Origin of the sequence: Saccharomonospora xinjiangensis XJ-54 (assembly GCF_000258175.1) — a bacterium.
GTDB classification, from domain to species: Bacteria; Actinomycetota; Actinomycetes; order Mycobacteriales; family Pseudonocardiaceae; genus Saccharomonospora; species Saccharomonospora xinjiangensis.
The window spans coordinates 4174172-4198232 of the sequence record NZ_JH636049.1 but is presented as its reverse complement, the minus strand read 5'-3'; the positions used below and the strand labels follow the sequence as shown (position 1 = coordinate 4198232).

Genomic DNA, 24061 nt, shown 5'->3' with positions numbered 1-24061 from the left:
GGGCCGCGCGCGTCACAGCTGCCGCACCCGGACGTCGCGGAACTCGATCACATCGTCGCCACCGTGGTTCTGAAGCCCGACGTAGCCCTCGACGAACTGGCGCAGATCCGTCGCGGGGTCACCGCTGCGGAACGACTGCTTGCCGGGGACGTTGTCGAACTCGTTGATCACCTTGCCGTTGCGGATGATCGTGTAGTGCTGCCCCTCGACGCGGATCTCGTAGTCGTTCCACTGCTGCTTGGGCGTCACCCCTGCCCGCCCGTGGTAAACCTCGTCGAAGTTGTAGACCGAACCGGTCTTCTGCGGCTCGCCCGACTCGCCGTCGTAGATCTGGATCTCGTGTCCACAGTAGATCGCGACCCACGCTTGCGAGTCCCGTGCCGAGCCGCGCGTTCCGCAACTCGTCGCGGGACGCTCGGACAGTGGCGTTCTCGGGTCGGGGAAGCGCACGAACACACCGCTGTTGGCCCGGTGGTCGCCGGGTGCGACGTCCCTGAACTGGAGTTTCAGCGAGAAGTCGCCGAACGGCTTCGCCGCGTACCACAGCATGCCGAGCCCGCCGTCGGCGCGCAGCGATCCGTCGGGCCGTAGTTCGAACTCGCCGCCGGGTGCCTGCCGCCAGCCTTCCAGTGACTGCGGGGTCCCGTCGAAGATCGCCTCGTACCCCTGGTCACCGGCACCGCCGATGCCGGAGTTCCTCGCCGCCCTGACCAGGGTGCTCGCCTCGGTCCGGGTGAGGACGCCGTCCTGTTGCAGCTTCTTGGTGACGTCCCTGACGTGCGCGACGAACGCCGCGTTGTCCGGCCAGGTGCTCTCGTCGTCGATCAGATCGTCCACCGTGCAGCCACCCTTGGCCGTGTGGTTGGTGACACCGGTGTCCTCGTCGCGGAACCGCACCGTGCGACCCGAGTCCGGCACCGCGCACCCCACGGCCACGTCGGTCGTCACCGTGGCCTTCTCGCCGTCGGCGTAGGTCACCACCAGGGTCGCGGTGTAGGTGCCCGCCTCCGCGTAGGTGTGCCTCGGGTCGGCCTCGGTGGAGGTGCTGCCGTCGCCGAAGTCCCACCGGTAGGACACCCCGCCGGAGCGGGTTCCGGTGAACGCCATCGTCAACGGCTTGTTCTGCACCGCGTAGGCCCGCGCCGTCGGAGCGGGTGTCGCCGGGCCGCCGTGATAGGTCACCCGCACGAGTTTCTGGTTGCTGTGCAGGCTGAAGAACCCACCGGCGTAGTCGAGCAGGTACAGCGCTCCGTCGGGACCGAACTCGGCGTCCATCCAGCTCTGCACCTGATCGGACTTCCCGCCACCAGGGATGATCTTGCGGAGGTCCTCGGCGAACGGCGGCGGTGCCGCGTCGTCCACCGTCGCCGGATCGACGGTCACCGCGATGCGGTTGTTCGCGTTGGACTGGTCACCGATGAACCACTTGCCGTCCCAGTACGACGGCCATGCCACTCCGCTTTCGCTGTCCACTTCGGAGCTGTAGTAGGTGGGTCCGGACATGATCGCCTGCCCACCGCCCTTGAGGTACGGCCACGTGTACGTGGCGTCGTCCAGTTCGTAGGTCGGCACACCGCTGCCGTCCTGGCGCTCGGGGAAGACCGGGTTTCCTCCCTGCGGCGAGTACCAGATCATGTTGTCGCGCACCGGTGGCAGGTCTTCGAGACCGGTGTTGCGAGGCGAGGTGTTCTTCGGGTCGTCGCAGTCGTACCAGCCCGTCAGCACACTCGCGTCCTCGTTGCTGCGGTCGCGGTAGGGCTGCCGGTTGCCCATGCAGTACGGCCAGCCCTGATTGCCCGCGGACGTGATGATGGTGGCGTTCTCGTACTTCGCGGGCCCCAGCTCGGGATTCGGCTCGAACGCGTCGGGGCCGACCCAGGCCGCGGTCAACCAGTCGTGCTTGGCGTCGATCTGGATGCGGGCCGGGTTGCGCACACCCATGACGTAGATCTCGGGACGGGTCTTGTCTCCGGGATCGTCGGCCTCGGGGAACAGGTTGCCCTCGGGGATCGTGTACGTGCCGTCGGCCTCGGGGTGGATGCGCAGGATCTTGCCGTTGAGGTCGTTGGTGTTACCGGAGGTGCGGCGGGCGTCCTGGAAGGACACACCCTTGTACTCCTTGGCCCAGTTGTTGCCGGAGTATCCGTCCGACCCCTGCGAGGAGTTGCTGTCGCCCGTGGCGACGTAGAGGTTGCCGTCGTCGTCGAACGCCATGCCCCCGCCCGCGTGGCAGCACGAGTGGATCTGCGTGTCCCACGACAGCAGATCCTTGCGGCTGTCGAGGCCGATGGTGGCGGTGGCGTGGTCGTAGGTGAACCGCGAGATCGTGCGCTGGCCGATCCGGTTCTCCGTGTCGATCGACTCGTACGGCATCCAATACACGTACAGCCAGCCGTTGGACGCGAAGCCGGGGTCGAGTTCCATGCCGACCAGACCTTCCTCGGCCTTCACCAGCTCGTCACCGCTGCCCCGGTTGCCGAACACGTCGAGGGTGGCGAGCAGCTTCACGCGCTTGGTCTCCGGGTCCCACTGGTGGATGGTGCCGCACCCGAGACCGACGTTCTCGTCCTCCCAGTTCGGGATCGGTCCCGTCGCGCACGCCGCCTTCCCGATGTAGAAGACCGTGCCGTCGTCGGCGATGCTCAGCCCGTGCGGCTCACCGATCTGATCGAGCCGTCCCGGCAGGTTCTCCCCGGTCAGGCGCTCGACCTTGTAGTTCGACGCGATGGTGGCCTTGCAGTCCCCTCGCACGAGCCCGGTCGTCCACTCAAGCGCACCGAGCAGATGGCCCCGCAGGTTCCGGTCGTCGTAGCTCTGGGTCGTGCCACCCATCGCCGTGTAGAACGACCGGCCGCCGTCGTAGTCGTGACACCACGAGATCGGATGGAAGGGCCCGTTGGCGGTGTTGCCCGGATCGTAGGTGTGCTCCTGGACCTGCGCGACGGTGTGAACCTTGCCGACGGGGTTCGTCTCCCAGTTCAGCCACGTATCGGTGCGCTTCCACGTCAGCGGCAGCCCCTTGTTCGCCGGATGCTGCCTGTCCACGACGCTGACCACGGCCTCCTGCGCCTTCGGCTCCTCGGGTGCGGTCTCGTCACCGGTGTAGAGCTCGAACTCCGCGAGCTGGGTGGCGCTCTCGCCGTCGTTGGCCGTGATGTTCAGCCGGTAGTGGGCGTAGGCGGTCTCGTTGTCGAAGCGGTACTGCTTCGGCTGGAACCGGTCGGGGAAGTCCTCCCCTAACCTGGTGTCGAGATCCGTCCAGGTCTGCCCGTCGTCGGAGCCCTGGAGCACCCAGTCCTTCGGGTCCCTTCCTGGGAAGTCGTTGGCCGACACGAGCGCGTAGTGCGACACGGCCGTCGGCTCGGCGAGTTCGACGCTCAGCCACGCCGAGTCGTCAAAGGCCAGCCATTTGGTGTTGTCCTTGCCGTCCACCGCGTGTGCGGCTGTCTCGTTGGGCGGGTTCTCCCCACTCGCCGCCACATTCGCGATCTCGGCGGGAGTCGGACGGGCACCCGCGGGGCGGGCACCGACGAGGCCGGTGAACCACTCGGAGCGTTCCTGTGCCTTCGCCGCGTCGCGGATGCCGAGGAACCCGCCACCGCCACGGATGTACTCCCGCAATGCCGACTCCTGAGCGGAGTCCAATTCGGACTCTTTAGCCGACAGGAAAACCACACCGCGATAGTCCCTGAGGTTTTCGCGCATGAAGTCGGCAGGATCGGTCGTGACGTCCACCTCGATGTCGTTGGCCGCACCCAGCTCGCCGATGACCTGTGCCGCCCGTTCCACGGGGTCGTCCTGCTTGTCGGCGGCACCGTGGAAGAGCAGCACCGACGCCGCCGCCTCGGCGGTGCGGGCCGCATCGCCTGCGGGGGCGGCTTTCTCGGGCTCGCGCGCGGCCGCGTGCTGCCCCGGCGCCGACGCGAGTCCGAAAACCAGGGCCATACCCGCGGCGATGGCCGTCGTGCGCCGTAACGGCGTCGGTCTCGCACGCCTGTTACGGGGTAGAGCTGACAATCTCCTTCGACCCATCTCTACTCCTCACTCGGTTTGCAGGCCGATGTCGAGTCAGTGACCGCCGCTGTGCTGGTGGTATCGGTCGAGCGCTTCCTGAGCGCCCTCCGGCATGCTGCCGTCGGCGTTGCGGACCAGGAAGACACCCGCCATCCCGCCGTCGGAGTGGAACTGCACGTGGCAGTGGTACATCCAGGCTCCGGGGCCGACCCCGTCGCCCGCGATCACCTGGAACCCGAACGAGTCGCCTGGGTTGAGGTCGCGGGTGTCGATGACCCTGCTCGGGTCGTCGGGTCCCTGGAGGTAGCCGGTGCGGTTCTCGGCCCAGCGGTGGGCGTGCAAGTGGAAGGTGTGAAAGTTGTTGCCGTGCCCGATGGCGATGAACTCGACGCGCTCACCGAGGTTGGCCTCGAACACGGGGACGTGGGGCGCGACCTTGTTGTTGATCGTCATGTCGTTGAACACGACCGTGAACTGGCGGTCGGGCAGCGGGTCGCCCTCACGCCGCACGACGAGCGCGCCGTAGAGCCCCTTGGCGATGCCCTCGGTGCCGTGCTCCCCGCCGAGCGCGTGATCGTGGTAGTGCCAGTAACCCGCGCTGCCCGGCAGCCAGAAACCGCCGGGGCCCTCCGACGGCGCGCGGGTGCTCCACACGTACGTCCGGGTCTCGCCCGGCTCGTTGAACGAGTCGTTGAGCGGGCTGCCGTCGGAGGTGGTCTCGTAGTTCACGCCGTGGGGATGGATCGACAACCGCCGGTCGGTGTTGTTCACCAACTCGATTTCGAGGGTGTCGCCCTCCCAGATTTCCAGCACCGGGCCTGGGACCGTCGCCTTGCCTGGTTGCAGGCCGTAACCGTAGAGGCCGCTGGGAAGTTCTTCCGCGTAGACGGTGACCCGCCGGAGCAGGCCGTCACCGGGCTTTCCCCTGTCGCGGGGTGCCGCTGAGGCGGTGCCGCCGCCCAGCACCGTGGCTGTCACGGGTGCCACCACGCCTGCCGCCGCGCCGGCGAGCATCGAACGACGGGACACCTGTCCGGAGAGAGGGAAGCGAACCTGCCTACCAGTCATGGGTCTCTAGCCTCCAGCGACATGGGTTTGCCGTCGGGACGTTAAACACTTTCGACCTGGACGTAAATATCTATGGTCGATAACGCCCAACTTCTGACGGAAAAACGCAAAAGTCGCTGGACTGAACGGTCCACCCCGCTCATCCATTCGCCGCAGGCGGGCGGCGTGGAGGACGCGAAGACCCCACGACTCGCCACCTCGGCTCACCGGAGTTTCACGTCGAGAGTCCGCACCCCTTCCGGCACGACCACGTCGGCGGCGAGCCGCCCTCGATCACATGAGGGCTGACACTGCGCGGCCGGACCGCCGACCGCGCCCCGGCGACACGCCGTGCGCCATCCTCCGGAAAGCCAAGGCGGGCCGGAGTCTTCGGCGACGCGCACCACCCCTGCTCGATATCACTCACGGTGATCAAGTTCCCGACGCCCGGTCACCATCCCACGGTCCCACCGAGCGCCGGGGCACGAACTCCTCAGGAGGCGAAGTCGGTCGTGCCGCGCACCTCCAGATTCACGAACCGGGGTTCACCGGAGCACAGCGCGCGCAGGTTCTCGGCGAACCGCGTGGTCTTCGGATTGGCCGAGTTGTCCATCGCCGAGTCGTGGTCGGGAAACTCCACGATCTCCACATAGGTGCCAGGCCGATCGAGATCCGTTCCGACCAGCGCCCACCGCGCGGTGCGATCCGCTCCCATCTCCTCGGCCCACTCCCGCGCCAGCCGTTCGACCTCGTCGATCCGGTCGGTGCTGAACTCGATCAACTGGACGAAGGCGCCCTGCCTCATTCCCGCCACGGGCGCGTCCTTGAGATCCCTGCGGACGCCCTCCCGCAGCTCCTCGCTGTCGGTGTGCCCGTGCACGTCAACGGCGTGGTTCACCGCCGCGCGCACCAGTTCCTCCTCCTCGCCGCTCATCGCCAGCGTGCATCCGGACACGCTCGGTGTCTCCCGGCAGTCCACATACTTGCGCGTCATCGTCGTCTCCCACTTCCGATCTCTCGCATCGTCGGCGCCGCTTGACTTTCCGCCAGTCACGGCGCACCGTCGAAAGCGCGCCACGCTCCCTTCCCAGGCAGCTCATGTATCTCCCACTGCATACCGTTCGCCAGCTTGTGTCCGTTGTGGACACCCTCGCGGCAGAGGGAGACCCCGATCGGTTTCCCGAGTCGTGTCTTGCGATGCTGTGCGACCTCCTGGCGGCCGATTCGGTCGTCTATCAGGCCGAGGACCTCCGCACCGGCAAGGTCAGCCGGGTCGAGTTCCACCGGCCGTGTTCCGTCGGCGCCGACGACTCCGCCGAGGGCGCCTGCCAGGGCCACGGCTTGCGGGCGCACCTCGCGACACTGCCCGTCGAGCCGTTCCCCGGTTTTCGCGTGACCATGGTCTTCGCGCGCCGCGCACATCCCTTCACCGATGTCGAGCAGCACGTGTGCGAGCTGCTGGGGGAACCGCTCGCATCGGTACTGCGACGGCTGCACTCCGGCCGCCTCGTCACCCCTGACCTCCGGGACGGCACGTTGACCCTGCGCGAACAGGAAATCGTCCGCCTGGTCGCCCTCGGGCGAACCAACGTCGCGATCGGCCACGAACTCGCGCTCAGCCCGCGCACCGTGGCGAAACACCTCGAACACATCTACCGCAAACTGCGAGTCGGCGGCAGGGCCGAGGCGGTCGCCCGTGCTCTTGAATGACCGCCACCCACCCCACCGCGCACCCGTCCGCGTCACAGCCGCAACTCGTACACGCGGTTGAAATCCGTGGCCACCGCCTCGCGGGCGATGCCGAACCCCGCTTCACGACCGAGCGCGCACGTCCTCGCCGGTCCGGCCTGGTTTCCGAGACCGTAGGCGGGTTCGTCCGACAATCCGCTCGGCAGGCAGATCCACACCGACGCGCCCGCCAGCAACCGTCCCAGCGGGTTCAGCGTCTCCTCGACGCTGTCCCAGCTCATGGGCTCCACCAGCATCACGGCGCCGTCCTCGGCGAGTGCCGAGCGCGCGGCCCGCAACGCCGCGAGCGGGTCCGGCATGTCGTGCAGGCAGTCGAAGAAGGTGATGAGGTCGAAGGTGCCGTCCAGGTCGGCGGCGCCCGCTGTGCGGAACGTGACCCGGTCGGTCACACCCGCGTCGGCCGCCCTGTGCTGTGCCAGCACGATCGACGGCGCGTGGTAGTCGATGCCCACGAAGGTGCTCTTCGGGTACTCCGTCGCCATGATGATCGTCGAAGCACCGAGGCCGCAGCCCACGTCCGCGACGCGCGCTCCCGTTCTCAGCTTGTCCTCGATGCCCGGCAACGCCGGAATCCACGTCGAGGTCAGGTTGGCGAGGTAGCTCGGCCGGAAGAACCGCTCCGTGCCGAGGAAGAGGTCCTCGTGGTGCTCGTGCCAGCCGACACCCTGCCCCGTGCGGAACGCCTCCGTCAGCCGGTCGATGATGCGGGTCGCCGCGGTGAGGTTCTGGAACGCGCCTGCCACGTATGCGGGGCTGTCCGGATCAGTGAACGCCTCCGCCTGTTCCGGCGACATGCGGTACCGCGCCAGCGCGGGGTCGGGCGAGCCGTCCGAGCCGGTGTCGTAGGTGACGTAGCCCGCGGTGGCCATGGCGAGCAGCCACTCCCGCACGTAGCGTTCGACCAGTCCCGTCCGCTCGGCGAGCTGCTCCGCGTTCATCGAACCGCCCTTCGCGAGCTCCGTGAACAGGCCCAGCCTGTCGCCGATCAGCGCGAGAGGCACGGTCATGGCGGCTCCCACGTCGCCGACCACCTGGTGGACGAGTTCCTCAAGGCGCTCGGCATCGACATTCGCCTCGGACTCGATCCGGGTGGGCGAAGTCGTTGGATTCGTGCTCATGTGCGTCTCCCTTCGGTGCTCCCCTCAGCACACGCCTTGGTGACCGCAGCGTCCATACGCAGTGCACGCACTCCCGGTGCGCGATCAGCGTGGCCCGCCGCCGTCCCGGGTACGCCACAGCTGAGCCGAAGACGTCGGCGTCGTCCTACCGGAAGGCCAGCGACCGTGAAACACACCGCGACCTGCCTGTGGTTCCCCACCGATGCGGACAACGCCGTGCGGTTCTACAACACGGTGTTCCCCGACCTGAGCGTCGGTGACGTCTCGCACGGAGCGGACGGCTCGGCTCTGGTCGTCGAGTTCACGCTTCGCGGACAGCGCTTCCTCGCGCTGAACGGCGGGCCCACCTACACGCTGTCCCCCGCTGTGTCGATCTATGTGCCCTGCCCCGATCAGTCCGAGGTCGATCGCTTGTGGGCCGCTCTGAGCGACGGCGGCACAGAACTGAGCTGCGGTTGGCTTACCGATGCCTACGGTTTGACGTGGCAGATCGTGCCGGAGGAGCTGCCCGCACTGCTCACCGATCCCGACCCGGCCCGTGCCGAACGCGCACGCCAGGCGATGATGCCGATGCGCAAGCTCGACATCGGGGTGATCCGGGACGCTGCCGCGCAGACGTGAACGTGGAGGTGAACGCCGTCAGACCTCCGCGACGACCCTGCGCATCGCCGGAAAATCGGCGCGCGAGAGTTCGACGATGCGCCGGAGGGCGGTCGGCGGATCGTGCAGTACCAGCCTGCGCGGTGAGATGCGCTCGGCGAAGTCGGCGAGGGCGTGCACACCGCCCACATCGATGAAGGCGAGCTCGTGCAGCTTCATATGCACGTCGCCGTGCACGGGGAGCGCGTCGAGCGCGATCTCGAACACGTCGCGCGAGGCGAGATCGAGTTCACCGTAGACGTGCCAAAAGTCGGTGGCATCGGGTTCGGCGTATAGGCCGGAGCCCGCCCCGAACGCCGCGTGCTGGCGCACCGGATGCACGAAAGCGAGCGCCGCCGCCGCGCGCCGGTCGAGGTAGCGGCCGTCGTAACCGCACAGCAGCGCCACCGGCGTCCGAGCGACGACTTCGTCGATCAGCAGCTCGGAATGCACGAACCGGACGGCGTCGGCCCTGCCCTGGACGGGGTGCGCGGAATCGGCGGCGATACGAACACGCGCGTAGCCCGCTTCGACGGCATCGGCGGCGGCGCTGCGGAGGGTGCCGAGCTGGTCGGCGACGGCCTGGCCACCCGTCATGCCCCTGACCGGCTCCACCGGCAGGAACCGAAGCTGGCCCGTCAGCAGCAGCGCGTCACGTCCCGGCAGCGTTTCCAGGTCCTCGGTCAGCTCTTCCACACTCTTGTCCGAGACGTAGAGCATGGCCTCCCCACGCAGAATCGCTTCGGTGAAGAACGGCACGAGCACATCGCACCAGCTCTGCCTGCCCGTGTGGAACCAGCAGGCGTGATCGTGCCAGCCCTGCCCCACCCACCCGGGTGTGGCGAGTGTGCTCGTCCAGCGCATGTCACCACCTAAACAGCTCGCGGCCGGAGAAACGTGGTCCGAAAGTCCCTCCTCGGTTGTGAGGAGGCTGACACCCAGCGCCCTCGCGCCGCCGGATGCCCGCTCCATCGTCGGCCGGGTGTCCGGTGCTCGCAGTCCTGACGCACCGAAGGGAACTCGACGGCCCGCGCGGTACAACGGTGGCAGAAGCCGCGCCCTCCAGGGAACCTGCTGAGTCCATAGTGGAATTTCCGGCCCACACCTTCACCGGTCCGGGGTCCCACGACGGGGCTTTGGGCTCTGCCCGGCCGACGAGACTCGTCCCACTGTGGGCTCATGAGTGGGCTCACGAGACTGCGGACCGCACTGGGGTTTCCACCGGTCCACGATCAAGGGCAGTGGGAGCCGATCATCGCAGCGACGTCCTCGACGACATCGAGGACGGGGAGCACAGGAACGCTGCCATACCTGGTGTCGGGATCGGGTGAACCGCTGCTCTACCTGCCCGGCCTCACCACGACACACCGGCTGCCGACGGGCACCGACAGGGTGTTCCAGCTGTCCCAGATCGCGCCCTACACCCGCGAGCGCGAGGTGTGGTGGGTCAACCGCAGGACCGGTATCGGCGACGGGGTCACGTTGTCCGGCCTTGCCCGCGACTACGCCGCGTTCGTCGCAGACCGGCTCGATCCCCCCGTGGACGTTCTCGGTCTTTCCACGGGAGGGTCGGTGGCGCTGTGGCTGGCCGCCGAGCACCCGGATCTCGTGCGCCGGTTGGTGATCGTCTCGGCCGCCCACCGCCTTTCCCCCCTCGGCAGAGCGGCACAGCGGGTGACGGCCGAATCCGCCCGCTGCGGGAGGACCCGGATCTCAAGCTGCGCGATGTTCGTGCCGCTGGGATCCACCCCGCGTTCCCGCTCGCTTCTCGGGGCGCTGGGCTTCGTTCTCGGCCCGGTGCCGTCAGGCCGGGGCGACGACGACATGGTCGCCACGCTGGAGGCCGAGGACGTCGCCGACGTGGAAGGGCGGCTCGGTGACATCACGGCGCCCACACTGCTGGTGGCAGGCGACCACGACGGCTACTTCGACCGGTCGCAGTACGAGCACACTGCCTCCACGATCCCGGACTGCGAACTCGTGCTCCTGCCCGGCAAGGGCCACCTCCCCACCCACGTGCCTGTGGTGAGCGCGCCCGTGCTGGAGTTCCTCGCCGACCGGCACCGCCGATGACGGCGGAGACACCGGGTCAGATCACATCGCGGTCGTGAGTGCCGGACAACATGATCTGGCCTGCCAGCTTCGCCGCCCTGGCCACAGCGCTGTCGGCCTTCGTCACGTCCGGCAGCGTGTCGTCGGGGCGGACGGGCCGGGGTTCGAGCTGGCGCAGCAGCGACCCGAGTTCGAACCCGAGCCGATCGACGGCCGCGCCGATCACACCGGGGTCGGGCCCCGCTTCGGGTGTCGTGGTGTCGGGCCGCAGCGCGGCGATGACCACGGCCGCCAGCTGCTGAGCCACCCGCTCCGCGAGATCCCCTGCGTCGGCTGTCATCATGGCTGTCCTCCCCCGACTGTTTGATTAGGGCAGCGTCGCCCGAGTCCTTGGTGTCCTGAAGGGCCGAAGGTCCTTTCGAGCGGCTACGGCGATGTGGTGGCGACCTCCGGCAAGGGCACGGCCCAGATCAACCGGACGGCGCCGCGTGCGCTGTGCACGTCCGCTTCGCCGCCGTGGGCGCGGGCGCGGCGGCGGATCTCGTCCAGCCACGGCCCGCCTTCCGGTGGCGCGGTCACGCCGCCGACGGTCACCTCGACGGTCACCGTGTCGCCGACGTCGATGTCCAGAACGATCTCCGGAATGCCGCCGTGGCCGGTCCTTCGCCGCGTGAGCCGCGCGATGCCCTCCCTGACGACACACTCGATGTCACGGCCGAGCGGTTCGGGCACGAGCGTGTCAACGGCTCCCCCGATGCGGATCGACGGAGCGGGAGAACCGTCCGGCGGAGAGGACGCGATGTCGAGGAGCCTGCGGCGGAGGCTGTTGCTCGCCGAGGTGCCCAGCGAATGCAGGTTGAAGATGGAGGTGCGGATCTCGCGCACCGTCTGGTCGAGCCTGCGCACCGCGTCGCGGATGCGGCCGGCCGCGTAGGCGTCGCCCACGTCCCCCACCACTCCCTGCAGGCTCATGCCCACGGCGAAGAGGCGCTGGATGACGTGATCGTGCAGGTCCTGCGCGATGCGGTCGCGGTCGGCGAGCAACGCGATGGCGCGTTCGCCCTCCTGCTTGTCCGCGAAGCGCAACGCCAGCGTGGCCTGCGCGGCGAACGAACTCACAAGTGACATCTCGGGCCGCGAGAAACCGGAGGCGCCGCGCTCCCGCAGTGCCAGCAGCACCCCCTTGACGCCTTCCGCACTGCGCAATGGCGCCACCACAGCGGGCCCGAACTCCTCGGCGAACGCGGAAGGCAGTGGCGTGTCCGCGCGGCTGAGTTCGTCGAGAACGGTGGGCTCCACCGTGCGCAGCACATCGGTGAGCACACCCGAGGCGGAGATCACCTCCCCCACCGAGAGCCCGGACACCGGCCCGGACACGGCCCCCACCGCCAGCGCACCGCCCTCGTCGAGTAACACCACCGTCGCCAGGGACCCCGACAACTCCGCTGCCACGTCCGCGAGCCGTTGCAGTGACCTGGCGGGCGAGGCACCTGCGAGCAGTTCCGAGTTCACCGCCGCCACGGCCTCCAGCCATCGGCCCCGCACGCGGGTCTGTTCGAAGAGCCGGGCATTCTCGACCGCGGCTCCGGCCGACACCGCGAGCGACCGCAACACGATCTCGTCGTCGGCGCTGAACTCCCCACCGCCACGCCGGTCGCGGACGTAGAGGGTGCCGACGGTCTCCTCCCGCACCCGTACGGGCACGGCGAGCGCCGTCCGCGATTCGGGAGCACGGGCTCGCGGCACGTCCACGACGGTGCCCGCCGCGTCGCCGCCTTCGGTGCCGGAGTCGCTCTCGCCGGAGCCGGAGCCGGACTCGGAGTCGGAGTCCAGGGTCATGGCGACCCGTTCAGGAGGACCGCCCTCGGGGTTGACCACCGTCAGCACCCCGCTGCGAGCCTCCACCAGATCGAGCGCGGCCCTGACCGTGCGCCGCAGTGTGGTGTCGAATTCGAGTTGCGCGCTGACCGCCAGCACCGCGTCGAGCAACGACTGGAGCCGGTCGCTCGTGCGAGAGATCTCGGTGAGCCGAGCCTGCACACCGGCGAGGAGTTCGTCGAGTTTGAGCCCGGCCAACTGCCGGGTGGCCGGAGTGGACCGCAATGTGCCCTGCTCCCGGCCTCCCGTTTCGGCACTGCTAGGCATAACGGCCGTGTACCCGGGCCGACGAGCGTCAACCGCTGGTCACGCACCTCGCCCGGCCAGTCACGAACCGCGTCGTCTCGTGTCCGCACTTCGTGCACACGTGTTGGCACCCTGCGCACGCAGGCGTGCGGTCCGGTGTCCGCTCAGCGCACCAGATGTGCCGGTTGGTGCGTCACCGACTCGATGTCGGTCGCCGTGGCCTCCAGCAGTTGGTGCGACAGATCCGCCAGCGCCCTCGCCACCGCGAGTTCGTCCCCGATCACGGGGACGTCGGCGTCGATCGGGTTTCGCCTGGCAAGGCCGGTTCCGGTGTGGGTGGTGCCGTCGCCCTTGTGCAACACCGCCTCGGCGCGGGTCTGGCCGTCGTGTTCCTCGATGACGATGTTCATCGTCCACGTCGCCGTGTGTTCCATGTCGATCGCCTCTCCTGCCTCCTTCCTCGACTGTCACCGAGGGCGACGTCCACGGGAAGGGGCTTTCGTCCCCAGGAAACTCGGCGCGTCCGCGAGTGGCGGGAGGCCGCACGGGACAGCACGATGACGAGCAGCAGACGAGCACACCGGCCCACCCGCGGGAGGACACGTTGAGCCAGCACCCCACCGTGACAGCCGTCGATGCCCTTGCCGCCGAACTACTCGACGAGGCACAGGGCCATCAGGCACGCCGCACCGCGCGCACGCTCGTCTCCGGCAACTCCCTGCGCTGCACACTGATCGCGATGCTCACCGGCACGGAACTGGCCGAACACGATTCGCCCTCGGCCGGGACACTGCACGTGCTCGGCGGGGACGTGCTGCTGCGCACGCCGAGCAGGCAATGGGAACTCGCCGAGGGCGACCTCGCGTCACTGCCTCCGGAGCGGCACTCGGTCTACGCGCTGACCGACGCGACGCTGCTGCTGACAGTGGCCCTGCACTGACGCCCGGCCTCGCCCGCGCTCACCACGCCACGTCTCGTTCCGCCCCCGCTCGCACGGCACCCTCCTGTCACCGGAGTGCGGCGCCGTGCGGGGGTGGTCGGCGAATCCGGTCTCGCGACCGTCCCGGCAGCGGGCCTCGTGCGCTGACGCCGGCCTCGCCCGGCGGACACGACCGCATCACCGGGTCACTCCGCGACGGCCAGCGCGATCACCAGCGCGAGGCGGGTCTTCGGGTCGTCGAGTTCCAACCTGACCAGCTCGCTCATCCTCCGCATGCGGTAGCGCACCGTGTTGGGATGCACGTCCAGCGCCGCCGACGCCGCGCCGAGATCCCCCTGCGCCTCCAGCCACGCGCGCAACGTCGGCACGTAGCGGGTGTGGTGCGCGGCGTCGTGCCTGGCGAGTTCCGCGATCGGCCCTCGCCGCGGCTGCCGTCCCGCCCTGGCGGCCGTGCGCAGCCGCTGAAGCAGGATCTCCGACCACGCCTCGTCGTAGTCAACGGGCACGGTGCCCTGCCGGGTGACATGCAGGGCGAGACATTCGTCGGCCTCCTGCTTTCCCGCGGGCAACTGGGTCACGTCGCACACGCCCCCGATGCCTGCCGCGACCCGCACATGGCCGGGCAGTTCTCGTTGCAGTTCAGCCACCCACGCCCTGGCAGGAGCGGGATCTTCGCCGCACGGCAGCACCGTGTAGACGGTGTTGCCGAACAGTGTGCTACGGCCCGCCCTCGACCAGCCGAACCCTGTGGTCGCCCTGTCGTAGGCGAGCAGCACGGCGGCATGCCGCTCGTCGTCGGCATGTGCCTGGATGGCCACGACCCGGAAGGTGTCGGGCGGCAGGCCGAGCTTGCCGCACAGCGACGCCGCGTCCGGCGTGCCCTCCAGCAGTTGGATGACGAGTTCCGACTCCACCTGCCGCTCCAGATCGGAACTCACCCGCGAACGCAGCAGGTGCAGCGCCACAGCCCCCGCGCCATCCGTGAGACCGCGCAACCGCTGTCCCTTCAGCGGTTCGTCGCACGTCACCCACACCGATCCGAGCAGTTCCCTTCCCGCGCGCACGCCAGCGACCATGCGTCCCCGCAACCCGTGCTCCGGCGACGGCGCCACGAACAGCGGTTCAGGCGAGGTCCCCAGATGCCGGAACACACCTCGCTCCTCGAAGAGGCGGCGGACGGGCTCGGACACCCTCCTGCCGAGGATGGTGTCGAGGCGCGCCGGGTCGGCGTCCTGCTGGAGCGAGGAGTAGGCGACCACCCGCGACATCCGGTCTTCGACCGTCACCTGGCCACCCACCGTGGTGGCGATGGCGTCGGCCAGCGCGAACAGATCACTCGGCCCGCGACCGGACTCCGTCTCCCTGCCCTCCAGCACGAGCCCGTAGACGACGCCGCAGACCTGGCTCCACGACACGCCCGCGTCCACGAGCAGCACCGCGACGCCGTTGCGGGTGGCCACCTCCGCGGCCTCGCGAGCAGCGGGAGAGCCGGGGCGATCGGCCGGGTCATGCACGAGCACCACGGTGGCCTTCGCGCTGACGGCCAGGTCCACCGCGCGCCGCAGCTCGCGCACACCCACGGCGAGCACGGCATCACCCACCGGCGTCGCACTGTCTGCGGGGTCGTGCACGATCACGCTGTGCAGCTCGGCCGACCGCGACAGGCCGACAGCCAGCGGGCGCACACCGTACCCGCCGAGAACGTTGATGAGCCGATCCAGTGTGACCATTCGTGCGAGTGTTCCCCGTGGACGTCAGCGAACAAAGGGTGCCCGCCAGATTGTGCCGATTCGACAAAGCCTGGCGGTGTGTGGTGGGCCACTCTGGGGATTCACGGCCCACGAAGCACAGAGGAGGCAGGCTGCCATGGACGGACACTCACGCATCGACGGCGGGCCCCGCACGGCGGTGGTGGTCGGGGCGGGCATCGTCGGCCTCTCGACGGCCTGGTTCCTCCAGGACCACGGGGTCGAGGTCACCGTCGTCGATCGCGATGACGTCGCCGCGGGAGCGTCCTGGGGCAACGCCGGGTGGATCTCGCCGGGACTGTCGATCCCGCTCAACGAGCCCAGTGTGCTGCGGTACGGCATGCGCGCGCTGCTCGACCCCAAGGCTCCCTTGCACGTTCCCTTCACGCTCGACGTCGGGTTGTGGCGGTTCCTCACGCAGTTCGCCGCCCACTGCACGTGGGGCGCGTGGGAGCGTGCCGCGCGAGCGAACCTGCCGCTCAACACCGAGTGTCTCGAAGCGTTCGACACGCTGACCTCGGCAGGCGTGAAAGCCCCCACCATCAGCGCGCCGATCACCGCGCTGTTCGAGACGCCGAAGCAGGCCACGGGCCTGTTGAAGGAGCTGCGCCGCATCAACGAGTCCGGCGGTCACATCACCTACCGCGGCCTCGCGGGTGAGGAGCTGCGCGAACTCGCTCCCCAGGCATCCGGCCGGATCGGCGCTGGAGTGCAGCTCGAAGGTCAGCGCTACATCGATCCCGGTGCGTTCACTCACGCGCTGGCCGACTCGGTGCGGGAGAGGGGCGGTGTGATCCGCACCGGCTTCGACGTCTCCGCCATCCGGCCCCACAAGCACGCCGTCACCCTCGAATCCCGCTCCGGTGAGCTGATCTCGGGCAACGTCGCGGTCGTCGCCACCGGAGCGTGGCTGAACCGCCTCGCGCGGAGCAAGGGTGTGCGGGTGCCGGTCAGGGCGGGGCGGGGCTATTCGTTCACGGTGCCGACCGACCGGCCCGTGCCCAACCCCGTGTACCTGCCGAACGTCCGCGTGGCCTGCACACCGTACCGGGGGGCGCTCCGGGTGGCGGGAACGATGGAGTTCCAGGGCCCCGACGCCGCGCTGGACCGCGCCCGTATCGAGGCCATCGTGGCGTCGGCGCGAGACCTGCTCGACGGCGTGCACTGGGACGAGCGCACCGACGAGTGGGTGGGTCCCCGGCCCGTCACCCCGGACGGCAAGCCGGTGATCGGCGCGACCGCCGCACCCGGCCTTTACGTCGCGGGCGGGCACGGTATGTGGGGGCTCACGCAGGGTCCCATCACGGGCCGCCTGCTCGCCGAGCAGATCGTCACGGGCAAGCAGCCGGAGGCGCTGCGCGCCGTCGATCCACTTCGCTGACCTACTGTCCACTCAGTCCGGTCCACACCGGGCACCGCTCGTCCGCCCGCGGTGCCCGGTCAGGGCAGATTCCGTGCCACCCACCGAATCCGCCCGTTCGACGGTCACCCGTCCCCGTGATGCAACTTTCACCTCGTTCGTTGCCGACCTACCGTTCAACCGTCAGAAGCACGCAAGCACAGCCTGGGGTCCGGATCATTGTCCGGAGGGGACTGTCATGAGCAAGACTGCCGACCAGATCGTCGTCGGTGATCGGATCACGTATCTCGCGGGCACGCCGGTCGGAATGGAGAAGCTCTTCCGCAACGGCGAGGTCGTCGCTTACCCGATCTCCGACCCGTACACCTCGGTGCTGTGGTTTCCCACCCGGCCCGACGACGCGGGAGACGACACCGAACCGGTGTGGGTCCGTCACGACAAGGTCGTGGACGTGGCCTCCGCAGTGGAGTGACGAAACGCCGGCGGTGGCACCGGTGGCATCAGCCGCCCGCTCCACCGCCGGCTCGGCAGAGCTCACCCCCGCGCGACGAGCTTCCTCAGTTCCTCAGCGGCTCCACCGACGACCGGGTCACCGTGTCCAAAACAGGCGATCTCGATGTCCAGTTCGGACAGAGCGCGTGCCGACTCTGTGAGGCGCGCGAGGTCCAGGTTGAAGACACCGAGGATCATGCTGCCCTCGTGCGAGGCGAGGGTGTCGCCGGTGAACAGTACCTTCGCCTCCGGCTCATACAACGCGATGCTGCCCTCGGTGTGGCCGGGGATATGCACCACGCGAAGGCCCCCGCGCAGCACATCGCCGTGCGTGACCGTGGCATCGACCTCGGCCGGTGGGCCTGCCAGATGACCACCGACTGCCTCGAACAGCGGACGCTCCCAGTCCTGAAGCACAGGTGGTGACGGTTCCTTGAGGCCGCGAACGCAGTCGGCCTCGAGAGCGTGGGCGAGCACGGTGGCGCCGGTGAGACGGCGAACCTCCGCGAGCGATCCCGTGTGGTCTCCGTGGCCGTGCGTGACGACCACGGTGTGCACTGCGGAGCGGGACCCGACAATGTTGTCGAGCGCATCGGCGATGTCGTCACCGTGCCCCTGCGGCCCCGCGTCCACGAGTGTCGCGCCGTCGTCGTCCTGCCAGATGTAGCACTGCCCCACCTCGAACCGCAGCAGGTGCAGGCGCGGTATCACCTCAATGATCTCCATGCCGCACGACGCTAGCCGCCCCAGCCATCCTCCACAGCCGTGTCCGCAGGCAGCGAACAAGAGTTCGCGGTCGGCGTACAGACATGCGCCGAGGTACCACGAAGGGCTCCCGACGCACGGACGGAAAGTGCAAACACACGTACAGGAAGTGCGGACACGGGTACAGGAAGTGCGGACACGTGCAGGGTCAGCGGAGCGTCAAGACGATCTTGCCCTTCGCTGACCGGGTGTCCAGTTCCGACAGTGCGGTGGCGACATCATCCAGCGGATACGTCGCGCCGATCGGCGGGTCGAGCACACCGTCCTCGACGAGCGGGCGCAGCTCAGCCCACTGCCTGCGCAGGTAGTCCGGCCGCCTCGCCCAGAACGCGCCCCAGCCGACGCCGACCACCGAGATGTTGTTGAGCAGCAGGCGGTTCACCTTGACCGTGGGGATCTCCCCCGCGGTGAACCCGATGACGAGCAGCCGCCCCTCCGGCGCGAGGCAGCGGAGTGAGTCGGTGAAGCGGTCGCCGCCGACCGGATCGACGACGACGTCCACACCCGCCCCACCGGTCAGCTCCAGCACGTCCGCGCGGAAATCGCCGGGTGACACGACGTGGTGAGCGCCTGCCCCGCGCGCTGTCTCGGCCTTCTCCGGAGAGGACGTCACCGCGATGATTCTGGCCCCGAGCGCCGAGGCGAGCTGCACCGCGGCCGTGCCCACTCCACCTCCCGCGCCGTGCACGAGCACCGTCTCGCCCTCCCGCAACCCGCCGCGCCGGGTCAGTGCGAAATGCACGGTGAGGTAGTTCATCGGCAATGCCGCCGCGGCCGCGAAGGACAGGGTGTCGGGGATGCCGAACACCGCGTCGCCCGGCACGGCCACCGTCTCGGCGAACCCGCCGAGGCCGGGGAAGGCCGCGACGCGGTCCCCTACCCGCACCGGTGCGCCGCTCGGGGCCGAGCGCACGATCCCGGCGACCTCGGTACCCGGCACGAACGGCAGCTCCGGCCGGTACTGGTAGAGCCCGCGCGTCTGAAGCACGTCAGGGAAGGTCACCCCTGCGGCGTGCACGTCGATCACCACCCGATCGCCTGCTCCGTCCGGTTCCTCGACGTCGGTGACGAGCACCGAGGAGGGGCCGTCGAGTGTGGTGATCCGCGCGGCACGCATGCGTGGCTCCTTCGTCAGGGTGCGACAGAACCGCACCCTACTGAGCAAGCGCTCAGTGCAGGGAGTCCGGTGTGAGCGCCGACACAGCTAACTCCGGCGTCCGCCTCCGACGACAACGCGGTAGATCAGCAGAATCACCACGGCTCCGAGGATGGCGAGCCCCCAGGTCCGCAGGTCGAAGAAGGTGCCGAGATCGACGTCGAACGCCGTCCTGCCGATCCACCCGCCCAGCAGTGCTCCGCCGATGCCGAGCAGGATCGTGATCAGACACCCGCCGGGGTCGCGGCCCGGCGTCACCATCTTCGCGATGGCCCCGGCGAACAGCCCCAGGAAGATCCAGCCCAATACGCTCATGGCGTCACCCTACGGAACTCCGGATCATCGCTTCGGCTCGTCGTGGCCCCCGTCACGGCGCGACCGGAGCCGGTGGTGCGCCGGGCATGCCCGACGGGGCCGGGTTCGAGAACGCCGGATGCGTGTCGGCAGCCCGCGCTGCGGTCACCTCGGCGCGGGCTGCGGCAGATCGTTCCAGCCGAGCGCGACGGCCAGCTCACGTTTCATGATCGGCGAAAGCGTCTGCATGTACGTCCTGGTCACGTGGTTGTCGTCCATGTAGACCAGCACGTTGCCGATGACGGGCGGGCAGGTCGTTTCGGTGCAGAAGTAGTCACTCAGGTCCACGAACGAGGTGTTGGCCGGGACTCCAGGCATCGCGGCGTAGGGCGCCACCTCGTCATAGAGCTCACGGCGTGGTCGCGCACACTGCTCGGCGTCGAGTCCCTGGGTCTGCACGCACGCGGAGGGATCGAAGTCGAACCGGGGGTTGTCCCTGACTCCGACCACGGGAATGCCTGCCTCGTCGAGCTTCTGCCACTGTCGCACATAGCCCTCGGGGGTCCGTTCCGTCAGGCCGACACGGACGTTGCGCGTCGCCATCGTGACCACGGCGTCGGGCCTGAGTTCGATGATCTTGGCAAGCGTCTGGCGGTTCCATTCCACGCATTCCGCGGTGATCGGCGCCGTCTCGGTCGCGGTCAGCGGGCATCCCGCCCGATGGAGCACGGTGAGTTCCCAGCTCTCCTCGCGCGCGATCGGAATGAGTGCCGAGGAGAGCTGCCACACGTGCGAGTCACCGGCCACCACGATCCGGTGTTCCGGCACGACACCGTCGGGCGGCGAGACCCTGCACTCTCGCACGATCGCCTCGTCCTCGACCGGGTTCTCACGGCATTCACCGGGCTGGTAGGAGGCCCACTGGCCGGGCAACGCCCCGAACGGAGGGACCACGGAGTGCCGGGGATCGTAGGTGGGTTTTCCGGCGGTCAGCACCTGCGCGCCGGGGTGTTTCGGGTCGTCGGCGCGGAACTCGAACGAGGCGCGCTGGATGCTCACGTTCTGCCACACCACAGCACCCGCGATCACCGGAACCAGCACCAGCACCGCGAACCGATACGCACCCCACCGCGTCGTCACACCGATCTTGGAATCCCGCACCGGATTCTCAACGAAGTGATACGTGACCACCGACAACACCAGCGACAACCCGATGACACCCGCACCACCGACCAAACCGACCTCAGACCTACCCCGCACCAACAGGTAGAACAACAAAACCGGCCAATGCCACAAATACAATGAATAACTGATATTCCCCAAATAAATCAACGGACGCGACGACAAAAACCGATCAGCACCAACCCTGCTGCCCGTCGCACCCGCCAACAACACCAACAACGCCGACACCATCGGCCACAACGCCACATAACCCGGAAACATCGTGCCGACCTGCAACACCAGACCACACGACGCCAAACCCACAACACCAAGCCAGCCAGCCACGATCGCCAGCCAACGCGGCAACACAACCCGATCAATCGTCAACGCCAGCAAACCACCCAAAGCGAACTCCCACACCCGCGTACCGGAATGGAAATACGCCAACGGCTGATTCACCTCCGTCAACCACACCGAATACGCCAACGACCCCGCGAACAACAACGACAACACCGTCAACAACGTCGTCCGCATACTCCAGCCGAACGGGCGCACCAGCAACATCAGCGCACCGATCAAAAGCGGCCACACCAGGTAGAACTGCCCCTGAATCGACAGCGACCAGAAATGCTGCATGATGCTCGCGCCGCTGTGCTGCGCCAGGTAATCCGTGGAATCGGCGGCGAGTTGCCAGTTCTCGTAGTACAACGCCGAAGCCAGGACTTCTTTCGCGGTCTGGATCCACCGGTGTTCGGGAAGCCAGAGCAGCGCGACGCCGGCCGAGACCACGATCACCGTCAGTGCCGCGGGGAACAGCCGTTTGAACATCCGGCCCCAGAACGGCCGGAACTCGATACGACCACGCACACTCGCCCGGAACAACTGACCCGTGATCAAAAACCCGGACACGAAAAAGAAAACGTCCACACCACCGGACACACGGCCCAGCCACACGTGGTACACGACCACCAACCCGGCAGCCAGAGCACGCAACCCCTGCAACTCCGGCCGGAACTGACGCTGCTGCCGCACCGACGACAACGGCGCCGACGCACTCTCCTCACGCGAGGATTGCCGTAGCGTGGTCATCGCCCGAAGACTCCCCCCATGCCTGTGGTGGCCGCCGCCGCCAGCGTAGTAGGCCCTGCAGGGCGCGCTGATCCGTGTTCACGTCGAAGGCCCGCGTCGTCGCACGACGCGGGCACACATTCCGCATGGCTCGTCATGCCGTGACGTCGTGGTGACGCCGACGTGACCGAGCGGTCATCTCGGCGCGGAGGTGTCCTTCCAGCCCAGCGCGGCCAGCATCTTCTCCTGCATGAACGGCGAGAGAGTGTTCATGTACGTGTTGCTGACGTGGTTGTCGTCCATGTAGACCAGCACGTTGCCGATGACGGGCGGGCAGGTCGTTTCGGTGCAGAAGTAGTCACTCAGGTCCACGAACGAGGTGTTGGCCGGGACCCCGGGCATCGCGGCGTAGGGCGCCACCTCGTGGTACATCTCGGCGCGGGGGTGTCCACACTCCGGCGAGGTCAGGCCCTTGATCTGCACACATTCCGACGGCTCGAAGTCGAAGCGCGGGTTGTCCCGGATCGCGACCACAGGGATGCCTGCCTTGTCGAGTTCCTGCCACTGTCGCACATAGCCCTCGGGAGTCCATTCCTTCAGGCCGACGCGGACGTCGCGGGTCGCCATCGTGATCACGGCGTCGGGATCGAGCTCGACGATCTTCGGCAGGATGATGCGGTTCCATTCGACGCACACCTGGTTGTTGGGCAGCACCTCGGTGGCCGTGAGCGGGCAACCCGGCCTGCCCAGCACGATCAACTGCCAGTTCAGCCGCTCCTGGATCGGCCGCAGCGCACCCATGAGCTGCATGGAATGGGAGTCGCCAACCACGACGAGCCGCTTGGCCGGCTCGGCGCCGTTGAGCGGGTTCACGGTGCAGGTGCGCACCTCGACGCCCTGTTCCATGCGCTCGACGCATTCACCGGGCTTCCACTTGATCCACTCGTGAGGCAACGCGGCGTACGGGGGAATGATCGGCGTCTCCGGGTCGTAGGCGGGGGCGCCTGTGGACACGGCCGCCGCGCCGGGGTGTTTCGGGTCGTCGGCGCGGAACTCGAACGAGGCGCGCTGGATGCTCACGTTCTGCCACACCACAGCACCCGCGATCACCGGAACCAGCACCAGCACCGCGAACCGATACGCACCCCACCGCGTCGTCACACCGATCTTGGAATCCCGCACCGGATTCTCAACGAAGTGATACGTGACCACCGACAACACCAGCGACAACCCGATGACACCCGCACCACCGACCAAACCGACCTCAGACCTACCCCGCACCAACAGGTAGAACAACAAAACCGGCCAATGCCACAAATACAATGAATAACTGATATTCCCCAAATAAATCAACGGACGCGACGACAAAAACCGATCAGCACCAACCCTGCTGCCCGTCGCACCCGCCAACAACACCAACAACGCCGACACCATCGGCCACAACGCCACATAACCCGGAAACATCGTGCCGACCTGCAACACCAGACCACACGACGCCAAACCCACAACACCAAGCCAGCCAGCCACGATCGCCAGCCAACGCGGCAACACAACCCGATCAATCGTCAACGCCAGCAAACCACCCAAAGCGAACTCCCACACCCGCGTACCGGAATGGAAATACGCCAACGGCTGATTCACCTCCGTCAACCACACCGAATACGCCAACGACCCCGCGAACAACAACGACAACACCGTCAACAACGTCGTCCGCATACTCCAGCCGAACGGGCGCACCAGCAACATCAGCGCACCGATCAAAAGCGGCCACACCAGGTAGAACTGCCCCTGAATCGACAGCGACCAGAAATGCTGCATGATGCTGGCCGAATTATGCTGGGCGAAATAGTCGGCCGAGGACGCCGCGAGTTCCCAGTTCTCGTAGTACAACGCCGAGGCGACGATCTCTTTCGCCGTCTGCAACCAGCGGTGTTCCGGCAACCACACCAGCGCGGCCACCATCGACGCGGCGATCACCGTCAGTGCCGCGGGGAACAGCCGTTTGAACATCCGGCCCCAAAACGGCCGGAACTCGATACGACCACGCACACTCGCCCGGAACAACTGACCCGTGATCAAAAACCCGGACACGAAAAAGAAAACGTCCACACCACCGGACACACGGCCCAGCCACACGTGGTAAACGACCACCAACCCGGCAGCCAGAGCACGCAACCCCTGCAACTCCGGCCGGAACTGACGCTGCTGCCGCACCGACGACAACGGCGCCGACGCACTCTCCTCACGCAAGGGTTCCCGCAACGTGGTCATCGCCGGAAGGTCCTCCCAATTACCTACTCGAGCGGCCTCGCGCAACCCGAGCCTGACGCAGCC

At 68.0% G+C, this 24061-nt stretch carries 20 protein-coding genes; 6 read left to right on the top strand and 14 right to left on the bottom strand.

Going from position 1 to position 24061, the window contains the following annotated elements:
- Window positions 1-12: 12 nt before the first annotated feature.
- The 3 genes from SACXIDRAFT_RS19050 to SACXIDRAFT_RS19040 form a co-directional block, all read right to left on the bottom strand.
- On the bottom strand, window positions 13-4032 hold the full coding sequence (locus SACXIDRAFT_RS19050) for a ThuA domain-containing protein (RefSeq protein WP_006240302.1): 4020 nt from the start codon (window positions 4030-4032) through the stop codon (window positions 13-15).
- 36 nt (window positions 4033-4068) lie between these two features.
- The gene (locus SACXIDRAFT_RS19045; protein ID WP_006240301.1) at window positions 4069-5082 is read right to left on the bottom strand and encodes a multicopper oxidase domain-containing protein; all 1014 of its coding nucleotides are present in this window, start codon (window positions 5080-5082) and stop codon (window positions 4069-4071) included.
- A gap of 472 nt (window positions 5083-5554) precedes the next feature.
- Window positions 5555-6055, bottom strand: a complete 501-nt coding sequence (locus SACXIDRAFT_RS19040) for a DUF1059 domain-containing protein (protein WP_006240299.1) — start codon at window positions 6053-6055, stop codon at window positions 5555-5557.
- A gap of 203 nt (window positions 6056-6258) precedes the next feature.
- Between SACXIDRAFT_RS19040 and SACXIDRAFT_RS19035 the strand changes: the two genes are divergently transcribed.
- The gene (locus tag SACXIDRAFT_RS19035; RefSeq protein WP_232285335.1) at window positions 6259-6771 is read left to right on the top strand and encodes a helix-turn-helix transcriptional regulator; all 513 of its coding nucleotides are present in this window, start codon (window positions 6259-6261) and stop codon (window positions 6769-6771) included.
- Window positions 6772-6803: 32 nt separating this feature from the next.
- Here SACXIDRAFT_RS19035 and SACXIDRAFT_RS19030 read toward each other — a convergent pair whose 3' ends face one another.
- Window positions 6804-7928, bottom strand: coding sequence for a class I SAM-dependent methyltransferase (locus SACXIDRAFT_RS19030; protein WP_006240296.1), 1125 nt, complete (start codon window positions 7926-7928; stop codon window positions 6804-6806).
- Window positions 7929-8093: 165 nt separating this feature from the next.
- Between SACXIDRAFT_RS19030 and SACXIDRAFT_RS19025 the strand changes: the two genes are divergently transcribed.
- Entirely contained in the window at window positions 8094-8549 is a 456-nt protein-coding gene (locus SACXIDRAFT_RS19025; RefSeq protein ID WP_006240295.1) for a VOC family protein, read from the top strand.
- A gap of 18 nt (window positions 8550-8567) precedes the next feature.
- Here the strand turns inward: SACXIDRAFT_RS19025 and SACXIDRAFT_RS19020 are convergent, their stop codons facing one another.
- Complete coding sequence (locus tag SACXIDRAFT_RS19020) at window positions 8568-9431, bottom strand: MEDS domain-containing protein (protein ID WP_006240294.1); 864 nt, start codon at window positions 9429-9431, stop codon at window positions 8568-8570.
- A gap of 315 nt (window positions 9432-9746) precedes the next feature.
- Here SACXIDRAFT_RS19020 and SACXIDRAFT_RS19015 point away from each other — a divergent pair, with 315 nt between their 5' ends.
- Window positions 9747-10640 (top strand): alpha/beta fold hydrolase, encoded by an 894-nt coding sequence (locus SACXIDRAFT_RS19015; protein WP_006240293.1) that lies wholly within the window; start codon window positions 9747-9749, stop codon window positions 10638-10640.
- A gap of 16 nt (window positions 10641-10656) precedes the next feature.
- Here the strand turns inward: SACXIDRAFT_RS19015 and SACXIDRAFT_RS19010 are convergent, their stop codons facing one another.
- The 3 genes from SACXIDRAFT_RS19010 to SACXIDRAFT_RS19000 form a co-directional block, all read right to left on the bottom strand.
- Window positions 10657-10962 (bottom strand): hypothetical protein, encoded by a 306-nt coding sequence (locus SACXIDRAFT_RS19010; RefSeq protein ID WP_006240292.1) that lies wholly within the window; start codon window positions 10960-10962, stop codon window positions 10657-10659.
- 83 nt (window positions 10963-11045) lie between these two features.
- Window positions 11046-12764: a GAF domain-containing protein gene (locus SACXIDRAFT_RS19005; RefSeq protein WP_006240290.1), complete on the bottom strand. Its 1719-nt coding sequence runs from the start codon at window positions 12762-12764 to the stop codon at window positions 11046-11048.
- A gap of 143 nt (window positions 12765-12907) precedes the next feature.
- The gene (locus SACXIDRAFT_RS19000) at window positions 12908-13177 is read right to left on the bottom strand and encodes a DUF1876 domain-containing protein (RefSeq protein ID WP_006240289.1); all 270 of its coding nucleotides are present in this window, start codon (window positions 13175-13177) and stop codon (window positions 12908-12910) included.
- A 170-nt stretch (window positions 13178-13347) separates the two neighbouring features.
- Between SACXIDRAFT_RS19000 and SACXIDRAFT_RS18995 the strand changes: the two genes are divergently transcribed.
- Window positions 13348-13683 carry a cupin domain-containing protein gene (locus tag SACXIDRAFT_RS18995; RefSeq protein WP_006240287.1) on the top strand — a complete coding sequence of 112 codons (336 nt, stop codon included), beginning with the start codon at window positions 13348-13350 and terminating at the stop codon, window positions 13681-13683.
- A gap of 185 nt (window positions 13684-13868) precedes the next feature.
- Here the strand turns inward: SACXIDRAFT_RS18995 and SACXIDRAFT_RS18990 are convergent, their stop codons facing one another.
- Entirely contained in the window at window positions 13869-15413 is a 1545-nt protein-coding gene (locus SACXIDRAFT_RS18990) for a PucR family transcriptional regulator (protein ID WP_006240286.1), read from the bottom strand.
- Between the two features lie 136 nt (window positions 15414-15549).
- Between SACXIDRAFT_RS18990 and SACXIDRAFT_RS18985 the strand changes: the two genes are divergently transcribed.
- Window positions 15550-16812, top strand: a complete 1263-nt coding sequence (locus SACXIDRAFT_RS18985) for an NAD(P)/FAD-dependent oxidoreductase (protein WP_006240285.1) — start codon at window positions 15550-15552, stop codon at window positions 16810-16812.
- A gap of 217 nt (window positions 16813-17029) precedes the next feature.
- On the top strand, window positions 17030-17263 hold the full coding sequence (locus SACXIDRAFT_RS18980; protein WP_006240284.1) for a hypothetical protein: 234 nt from the start codon (window positions 17030-17032) through the stop codon (window positions 17261-17263).
- 62 nt (window positions 17264-17325) lie between these two features.
- Here SACXIDRAFT_RS18980 and SACXIDRAFT_RS18975 read toward each other — a convergent pair whose 3' ends face one another.
- From SACXIDRAFT_RS18975 to SACXIDRAFT_RS18955, 5 genes are all read right to left on the bottom strand, one after another.
- On the bottom strand, window positions 17326-18009 hold the full coding sequence (locus tag SACXIDRAFT_RS18975; RefSeq protein WP_040922279.1) for an MBL fold metallo-hydrolase: 684 nt from the start codon (window positions 18007-18009) through the stop codon (window positions 17326-17328).
- Between the two features lie 187 nt (window positions 18010-18196).
- Window positions 18197-19165 (bottom strand): NADPH:quinone oxidoreductase family protein, encoded by a 969-nt coding sequence (locus tag SACXIDRAFT_RS18970; RefSeq protein ID WP_006240282.1) that lies wholly within the window; start codon window positions 19163-19165, stop codon window positions 18197-18199.
- Between the two features lie 87 nt (window positions 19166-19252).
- On the bottom strand, window positions 19253-19519 hold the full coding sequence (locus tag SACXIDRAFT_RS18965) for a GlsB/YeaQ/YmgE family stress response membrane protein (protein WP_006240281.1): 267 nt from the start codon (window positions 19517-19519) through the stop codon (window positions 19253-19255).
- A gap of 144 nt (window positions 19520-19663) precedes the next feature.
- Complete coding sequence (locus SACXIDRAFT_RS18960) at window positions 19664-21748, bottom strand: acyltransferase family protein (RefSeq protein WP_006240280.1); 2085 nt, start codon at window positions 21746-21748, stop codon at window positions 19664-19666.
- 174 nt (window positions 21749-21922) lie between these two features.
- Window positions 21923-23998, bottom strand: coding sequence for an acyltransferase family protein (locus SACXIDRAFT_RS18955; RefSeq protein WP_006240279.1), 2076 nt, complete (start codon window positions 23996-23998; stop codon window positions 21923-21925).
- Between the last annotated feature and the right edge of the window lie 63 nt (window positions 23999-24061).

Excerpts from the sequence above, each read along its gene's own strand:
- SACXIDRAFT_RS19035 (WP_232285335.1), top strand. The coding sequence starts at position 6,259 with ATGCTGTGCGACCTCCTGGCGGCCGATTCGGTCGTCTATCAGGCCGAG.
- SACXIDRAFT_RS18960 (WP_006240280.1), bottom strand. The coding sequence starts at position 21,748 with ATGACCACGCTACGGCAATCCTCGCGTGAGGAGAGTGCGTCGGCGCCG.
- SACXIDRAFT_RS18985 (WP_006240285.1), top strand. The coding sequence starts at position 15,550 with ATGGACGGACACTCACGCATCGACGGCGGGCCCCGCACGGCGGTGGTG.
- SACXIDRAFT_RS18990 (WP_006240286.1), bottom strand. The coding sequence starts at position 15,413 with ATGGTCACACTGGATCGGCTCATCAACGTTCTCGGCGGGTACGGTGTG.
- SACXIDRAFT_RS19030 (WP_006240296.1), bottom strand. The coding sequence starts at position 7,928 with ATGAGCACGAATCCAACGACTTCGCCCACCCGGATCGAGTCCGAGGCG.
- SACXIDRAFT_RS18970 (WP_006240282.1), bottom strand. The coding sequence starts at position 19,165 with ATGCGTGCCGCGCGGATCACCACACTCGACGGCCCCTCCTCGGTGCTC.
- SACXIDRAFT_RS19050 (WP_006240302.1), bottom strand. The coding sequence starts at position 4,032 with ATGGGTCGAAGGAGATTGTCAGCTCTACCCCGTAACAGGCGTGCGAGA.
- SACXIDRAFT_RS18975 (WP_040922279.1), bottom strand. The coding sequence starts at position 18,009 with ATGGAGATCATTGAGGTGATACCGCGCCTGCACCTGCTGCGGTTCGAG.
- SACXIDRAFT_RS19040 (WP_006240299.1), bottom strand. The coding sequence starts at position 6,055 with ATGACGCGCAAGTATGTGGACTGCCGGGAGACACCGAGCGTGTCCGGA.
- SACXIDRAFT_RS18955 (WP_006240279.1), bottom strand. The coding sequence starts at position 23,998 with ATGACCACGTTGCGGGAACCCTTGCGTGAGGAGAGTGCGTCGGCGCCG.
- SACXIDRAFT_RS19045 (WP_006240301.1), bottom strand. The coding sequence starts at position 5,082 with ATGACTGGTAGGCAGGTTCGCTTCCCTCTCTCCGGACAGGTGTCCCGT.
- SACXIDRAFT_RS19010 (WP_006240292.1), bottom strand. The coding sequence starts at position 10,962 with ATGATGACAGCCGACGCAGGGGATCTCGCGGAGCGGGTGGCTCAGCAG.
- SACXIDRAFT_RS18965 (WP_006240281.1), bottom strand. The coding sequence starts at position 19,519 with ATGAGCGTATTGGGCTGGATCTTCCTGGGGCTGTTCGCCGGGGCCATC.
- SACXIDRAFT_RS19020 (WP_006240294.1), bottom strand. The coding sequence starts at position 9,431 with ATGCGCTGGACGAGCACACTCGCCACACCCGGGTGGGTGGGGCAGGGC.
- SACXIDRAFT_RS19005 (WP_006240290.1), bottom strand. The coding sequence starts at position 12,764 with ATGCCTAGCAGTGCCGAAACGGGAGGCCGGGAGCAGGGCACATTGCGG.
- SACXIDRAFT_RS18980 (WP_006240284.1), top strand. The coding sequence starts at position 17,030 with ATGAGCAAGACTGCCGACCAGATCGTCGTCGGTGATCGGATCACGTAT.
- SACXIDRAFT_RS19000 (WP_006240289.1), bottom strand. The coding sequence starts at position 13,177 with ATGGAACACACGGCGACGTGGACGATGAACATCGTCATCGAGGAACAC.
- SACXIDRAFT_RS19015 (WP_006240293.1), top strand. The coding sequence starts at position 9,747 with ATGAGTGGGCTCACGAGACTGCGGACCGCACTGGGGTTTCCACCGGTC.